General features: G+C 62.9%; 7 protein-coding genes and 1 riboswitch. Of the genes, 4 read left to right on the forward strand and 3 right to left on the reverse strand.

The window, feature by feature from the left end; genetic code table 11:
- Nucleotides 1-1,004, reverse strand: a 1,004-nt coding sequence (locus Q0J74_RS09905; protein ID WP_297214097.1) for a branched-chain amino acid aminotransferase, incomplete at its 3' end; no start/stop codon positions are given.
- 181 nt (nucleotides 1,005-1,185) lie between these two features.
- On the opposite strand from Q0J74_RS09905, the gene lspA reads away from it, so the two are divergent.
- The 4 genes from lspA to Q0J74_RS09925 all read left to right on the forward strand — a co-directional run bounded on the left by lspA (nucleotide 1,186) and on the right by Q0J74_RS09925 (nucleotide 4,161).
- On the forward strand, nucleotides 1,186-1,665 hold the full coding sequence (gene lspA, locus Q0J74_RS09910) for a signal peptidase II (RefSeq protein ID WP_297214100.1): 480 nt from the start codon (nucleotides 1,186-1,188) through the stop codon (nucleotides 1,663-1,665).
- Nucleotides 1,640-2,554, forward strand: a complete 915-nt coding sequence (locus tag Q0J74_RS09915) for an RluA family pseudouridine synthase (RefSeq protein ID WP_297214103.1) — start codon at nucleotides 1,640-1,642, stop codon at nucleotides 2,552-2,554. The genes lspA and Q0J74_RS09915 overlap by 26 nt, the downstream gene beginning before the upstream one ends.
- Before the next feature lie 23 nt (nucleotides 2,555-2,577).
- Nucleotides 2,578-2,692, forward strand: a riboswitch (TPP riboswitch).
- Between the two features lie 70 nt (nucleotides 2,693-2,762).
- Nucleotides 2,763-3,344 (forward strand): energy-coupled thiamine transporter ThiT, encoded by a 582-nt coding sequence (locus Q0J74_RS09920; RefSeq protein ID WP_297214105.1) that lies wholly within the window; start codon nucleotides 2,763-2,765, stop codon nucleotides 3,342-3,344.
- 10 nt (nucleotides 3,345-3,354) lie between these two features.
- Entirely contained in the window at nucleotides 3,355-4,161 is an 807-nt protein-coding gene (locus Q0J74_RS09925; protein WP_297214108.1) for an HAD-IIB family hydrolase, read from the forward strand.
- Nucleotides 4,162-4,213: 52 nt separating this feature from the next.
- Here the strand turns inward: Q0J74_RS09925 and Q0J74_RS09930 are convergent, their stop codons facing one another.
- Both Q0J74_RS09930 and Q0J74_RS09935 read right to left on the reverse strand, forming a co-directional pair.
- The gene (locus tag Q0J74_RS09930; protein ID WP_297214111.1) at nucleotides 4,214-5,464 is read right to left on the reverse strand and encodes a M16 family metallopeptidase; all 1,251 of its coding nucleotides are present in this window, start codon (nucleotides 5,462-5,464) and stop codon (nucleotides 4,214-4,216) included.
- A gap of 75 nt (nucleotides 5,465-5,539) precedes the next feature.
- Nucleotides 5,540-6,370 (reverse strand): nitroreductase family protein (locus Q0J74_RS09935; RefSeq protein ID WP_297214114.1); only part of this gene is annotated, 831 nt, incomplete at its 5' end.

Here is a 6,370-nt window from a genome sequence, read left to right on the forward strand (position 1 = left end):
GTGTCGTACAGCTTCTGGGCCAGGGGGCCGATCTTGCCGCCGTTGACCACCACCTGCTTGTCCTCCCAGCCCATCTCACCGATGGGAGAGATAACGGCGGCGGTACCGGTACCCCAGGCCTCCTTCAGGGTGCCGTTTTCTCCGGCCTCAAAGAGCTCCTTGGCGCTGATGAGCCGCTCCTCCACCTTCAGGCCCCAGCTCTGCATCAGCTCAATGCAGGACTTGCGGGTGATGCCGGGAAGGACGGAGCCGGTGAGCTGGGGGGTCACCACCGTGTCCCCGATCTGGAACATGACGTTCATGGAGCCCACTTCCTCCACGTACTCCCGGTGGACACCGTCCAGCCACAGCACCTGGGTGTAGCCATTCTCCTCCGCCCGCTCACCGGCCCGGATGGAGGCGGCGTAGTTTCCGCCGCACTTGGTATAGCCGGTGCCGCCCCGGACGGCGCGGACATCCTGGCTCTCCACGTAGATCTTTACCGGGTTGATGCCCTCGGCGTAGTAGGCACCCACCGGGCAGGTAATAACAGCGAAGATATAGTTGTGGGCGGCGTGAACCCCCAGGGAGGGAGTGGTGGCGATGATGAAGGGGCGGATATACAGGGAGGTGCCGGGGGCGCTGGGGACCCAGTCGGCCTCCAGCCGCACCAGCTGCTCAATGGCGGCCAGGGTGTCCTCCTCGTCCAAGAGCGGAATGCACATCCGCTCACAGGAGGAGTTGATCCGCTTCACATTCTCCGTGGGCCGGAAAAGCTGCACGCCGCCGTCGGGGGCGCGGTAAGCCTTCAACCCCTCAAACACCTCCTGGGCGTAGTGAAACACCATGGCGGAGGGGTCCAGAGAGATGGGGCCGTAGGGGACGATCCGCCCGTCATGCCAGCCCTGGCCGGCGGTGTAGTCCATGATGAACATATGGTCGGTAAACGTCTTACCAAAAACCAGCGTGGCCGGGTCGGGCTTGGGTTTCAGCATCGCCGCACGCTGCACGGGAAATTCCTTCATGAGAACGGCCTCCTACCTTCTGCATTGTACTTGTCAGTATGACAGCTTCCGGGCGAAAAGAATGTAAACCATGATACAATACCTGAAAAAGTTCCGGACAGAGCGGATTTCACCGGCGGGGCTTGCCCGGCGGGCCGGGGCATGGTACAATAATACTACTACGCACAAAGGAGCCTTGTCTATGCTCTATCTCATCCTGGCGGCGGCCCTGGTGGGCCTGGATCAGCTGGTCAAGGGCCTGGTCCGGGCCAACATTTCCCTGGGGGAGGGCGTCCCCTTTCTGCCTCACGTCTTGCAGCTGACCTATGTGCAGAATACCGGTGCCGCCTTCTCCCTGTTTGCCCAGCACACCTGGATTCTCTCCCTGGTATCCACGGCGGCCTCCATCCTGCTGGTGGTACTGCTGGTAAAAAAGGTGTTTCCCCACCCCTTCGCCAGGTTCTGCCTGTCTCTGGTGCTGGCCGGCGCGGTGGGCAACCTCATTGACCGGGTGGCACTGGGGTATGTCACCGACATGTTCCAGACCCTGTTTATGAACTTTGCCGTGTTCAACGTGGCGGATATCTGCATCGTGTGCGGCGGCATCGCCTTCTGCGCCTACTACCTGCTGCTCCACGGCAAGGAGGACAAGAGCCATGACGCCCCTGCATCTGAAAGTTGAGGCGGACGGCCAGCGGGCCGACCAGTTTCTGGCCCAGGCTCTGCCCCAGCTCACCCGCTCGGCCGCTCAGCGGCTGCTGGAGGAGGGGGCGGTCACCCGGAACGGCCTTCCGGTGAAAAAAAACTACAAGACCTGCCTGGGGGACGAGCTGGTGGTGGTCCTCCCCGACCCCGCCCCGGTGGACATCCTGCCCCAGAACATCCCTCTGGACGTGGTGTATGAGGACGACGATGTGATCGCCGTCAACAAGCCGGTGGGCCTGGTGGTCCACCCGGCGGCAGGGCATCCCGACGGCACATTGGTCAACGCGCTGTTATATCACTGTGGAAATAGTCTGTCCGGAATCAACGGCGCCCTCCGGCCCGGCATTGTCCACCGCATCGACCGGGATACCTCAGGACTCATTCTCGCGGCAAAAAATGACTTTGCCCATCTGGCACTGGCCGCCCAGCTTCAGGACCACTCCCTCTACCGGGAATATGAGGCGGTGTGCGTGGGCAATTTAAAGGAGGATAGGGGGACGATAAGCGCCCCCATCGCCCGCCACCCCACCGACCGGAAGAAGATGGCGGTAAACTTTCTCCATGGCCGGGAGGCGGTGACACACTGGCAGGTGTTGGCGCGGTTCCCCGGCCACACCCACATCCAGTGCCGGCTGGAGACAGGGCGCACCCACCAGATCCGGGTACACATGGCTTACGCGGGCCACCCTCTGCTGGGGGATGTGGTGTACGGCGCCAAAAAGCCGTACCCCGGCCTGGCGGGCCAGTGCCTCCACGCCCGGCGGCTGTCCTTCGTCCACCCCCGCACCGGGGAGCGGCTGACTCTGGAGTGTCCCCTTCCCCCTTGGTTCGAACAAGTATTGACAAAACTGGGGCATTTGGTATAAACTTTGCTGTGACCGCAGGACAAATCGAATAACAGGGGCGCTGGACGCAAGTCCGGCTGAGATTGGGGCGTAGTGCCGCCCGTGTCCCTTGAACCTGATCCGGGTAATGCCGGCGTAGGAAGTGGATTCGGCTTTTTGTCGTTCCTCCCGTACCGCATTGCGCAGCCAGGTTTGCGCTGCGGTACAAATTTTTAGGAGGAGCGATTCCATGAACACAAGCAAGAGAAAATCCCATCTGGCCGTGCGGATGCTGTGCGAGGGGGCCATTATGCTGGCCCTGGCGCTGGTATTCAACGGTCTCAAGCTCATCCGCTTTACCAACGGCGGTTCTGTGGATTTGGCCATGATTCCCATCCTGTTTTTTGCCATCCGCTGGGGCGTGGGTTCCGGCTGCCTGGTGGCCTTTGCCTTCGGCGCCCTTCAGATCTTTATTGACGGAGCGGTAGCCTGGGGCTGGCAATCCCTGCTGCTGGATTACCTGGTAGCCTTTACCCCGCTGGGCCTGGCGGGCCTGTTCCGGGGCAAGAAGTGGGGCATCTTTGTGGGTACCCTCATTTGTGCCTTTCTGCGTTTTCTCGTCCACTACATCAGCGGCATCACCATCTACGCCATCGTGGCGCCCACGGAGCTGTTCTCCATCACCTTTACCGAGCCCTGGATGTACTCCTTGGCCTATAATGGCAGCTACATGCTGGTAAACACGGTGATCTGTCTGGTGGTGTTCGCCCTGCTTTACAACCCCCTGCGCAAATACATTCTGGCGGAGGACATCCTGCCCAGAAAGAACTAGGTGATATCATTTGGGCAAATTTGACGGCGTGCTGCTGGTCAGCGACTTTGACGACACCCTATATGGCTCCGACCTGCGGGTACCGCCCGTCAACGTGGAGGCCATCGACTACTTTACCCGAAACGGCGGCACCTTCACCATCGCCACCGGCCGGGCGCACCCTACCTTTGCCCCCCACGCCCGCCTTGTACACATCAACGCCCCGGTGATTTTATCCAACGGTTCCGCCCTGTACGACTTTCAGGCCGACCGGATGGTGTATGAGACCTTTCTCCCCGACCGGGCCAGGGCGGATTTGCAGCAGCTGGCCCGGGCCATCCCGGAGATCGGGTTTGAGGCCTATCACCACGACGATATCTATGTCTACCAGCCCAATGAGGTCACCTTCAACCACCTGAGGAGGGCAGGGATGGGGGCGTCCGAAATTCCCATCGGCCAGATGCCCCTGCCCTGGAGCAAGGTCATCCTCCAGCAAAACAACGACGTGCTCCGCCGCACCCAGCAGTACATGCTGGAGCGGTGGGCGGATCAGTACGAGATCATTTTTTCCAATGCGGTGCTGCTGGAAATGACCCGGAAGGGGAGCAACAAGGGGGGCATGGTGGATTACTTGGTGCGCTACCTGGGCATGGACCCCAAAAAGGTCTACTGCGTGGGAGACAACCAGAACGACATCCCCATGCTGGCCCGCTCCGCCGTTCCCTTCGCCCCCTCCAACTGCGCCCAGGAGGTGAAGGACTGGGGCGCCTATCTTATGGGCAGCTGCGAGGAGGGCTGCGTGGCCCAGATTATCCGGGTGCTGGACAGACTCTATTAAACACAGAACGGGTTCGCTGTCAACCACACAGCGAACCCGTCTTATTTTTTTCTTATTGCAGCAGAGCCTGGTACTCGGCCTGGGACCTCACCCGGCCCACGGCGGACAGGGCGGCGTTTTCAAACCGGAACAGGGTCCGGGCCAGCTCCCGCACATCCTCCCGGGTGACAGCGTCATAGGCGGCAATGATCTGATCCTCGTCCAGTACCTCGCCCTGGAGGATCTCCCCCCGGCCCAGGCTGCTCATGTGGGACTGAGTGGACTCCAGACCCATAAGCACGTTGGCCTTGGACTGCTCCCGCGCCCGGTCCAGCTCCTCCTGGGTGACGCCCCCCTCGGTAAAGTCCCGGATGACGGTGAGGATGGTGTCCAGGGCCTCCTGCTCGGTCTCCTTCCCCAGGGCGGTGTAGATGCCGAAATAGCCGGTGTCGTCATGGCAGGTGCCGTAGGTGTAGATGGAGTAACACAGCCCCCGCTTCTCCCGCACCTGCTGAAACAGGCGGGAGGACATGCCGCCCCCCAGAATGGAGGAGAGCAGCTGGAGCGCAAAGCGCCGCCGGTCGGCAAAGGGCAGGCCGGGAAAGGCCAGGGTCAGGTGGTTCTGCTCAATGGCCTTCTTTTTCACCACCACTCCGGGGGTGTAGAAGGCGGGCCGCCCCGCCGGGTGGGGGGCCGGCTCCAGCCCCTCAAACCGCCGGGCCAGGTCCTCTACATGCCCCGGGGTGAAGCTGCCCGCCAGGGCCACCACAATGCGCTGGGGGGCATAGTGGGTGCGCTGGTAGCGCCGCAGCCAGGCCCCGTCCATCTTTTCCAGGGTGGCACGCCGGCCCAGAATGGGCCGGGCCAGGGGGGTTCCGTGAAATACCGCCCCCGCCAGCCGCTCGGCACACAGGTCCTCCGGGTTGTCCTCGTACATGCCGATCTCCTCCAGGATGACCCCCCGCTCGGTTTCCACGTCGGCATCGTCAAACCGGGAGTGGAAGAACATGTCGCACAAGATGTCCGCCGCCCGGGGCAGATGAGTGTCCAGCACTCGGGCGTGGAAGCAGGTACACTCCTTGGTGGTAAAGGCATTCACCTGGCCTCCCACCCCGTCCATCTCCTCCGCCAGCTGTTCCGCCGTCCGCCGGGCGGTGCCTTTGAACAGCATGTGCTCGATAAAATGGGCCGCCCCATTCTCTCCCGCCGTCTCATGGCGGGAGCCAGTGCCAACCCAGATCCCCAGGGAGGCCGAGCGCACCCCCGGGACCCGCTCTGTTAAGATCCGCACCCCGTTGGGGAGCGTCAGCCGTTCATAGTTCAAATACCATAACCTCGCACTTCCATGGCGTTTTCTCTAGTATGCGCAGGGGAAGGCCATCCTACCCCCGGCCGACCCTTACAGCCGGGTCAGGTGGGCGGGATTCCGGTTCACCGTTCGGAAATACCGCACATCCGGATAGCCCATGGCCAGGGTGGCCACTACTTCCTCCCCCGACTGGATGCCCAGCCGCCGGCGCAGCTCCGGCGTGATGGATGCCGCGGCAGTGAAAAGGCCGATGTAGCACACCCCCAGACCCAGAGCGTGGGCCAGCAGCTCCACATTGGCGGCGGCCAGACCTGCGTCCAGCCGACCGGTGCCGGCGGTGGGATAGCGGGATACGATCATCAGCACACAGGGGGCGCGATAAAACAGGCCGTCCTCCCCCCGCTCCCGCCAGGCGGGATACATGTTCAGCCACTTTTCCCGGTAGCGTTCCATCCCCTTCAGGGCCGGGTCCCTGCCGATCCGCTCCGCCGCGCCGGTGAGGGTCTGAAGCGCCAGACCGGTCACCTCGTCCTTCTCCCGCTCCAGCAGGATGTACCGGGTCTTCTGTACGTTGCCGCCGGTGGGTGCGTACCGGGCCGCCTCCAGCAGCTGCTCCAGCTTTTCCCCCTCCACCGGGCGGTCCTGAAACTGGCGGATGCTCCGCCGGAACTTCATAAAGTTCAGCAGCCGCTCCGCCGGAATCTCGCAGGCGGCGGGATCGTAGGGCCGCAGCTCCTCCTCCGGGCAGCCCACCAGCCGCACCGCGTCCGTGGGACACACCGCCACGCAGTGGCCGCACCGGATGCAGGCGCCCTCCTTCACCCGGGCCTTGCCCGCCTCCACCGCCAGCAGTCCCTGCAAGCAGTCCCGGACACAGGCCCCGCAGCCCACGCACCGCTCCGCCCGGATACTCACATCCAT

Origin of the sequence: uncultured Flavonifractor sp. (assembly GCF_944387675.1) — a bacterium.
GTDB lineage: Bacteria > Bacillota > Clostridia > Oscillospirales > Oscillospiraceae > Flavonifractor.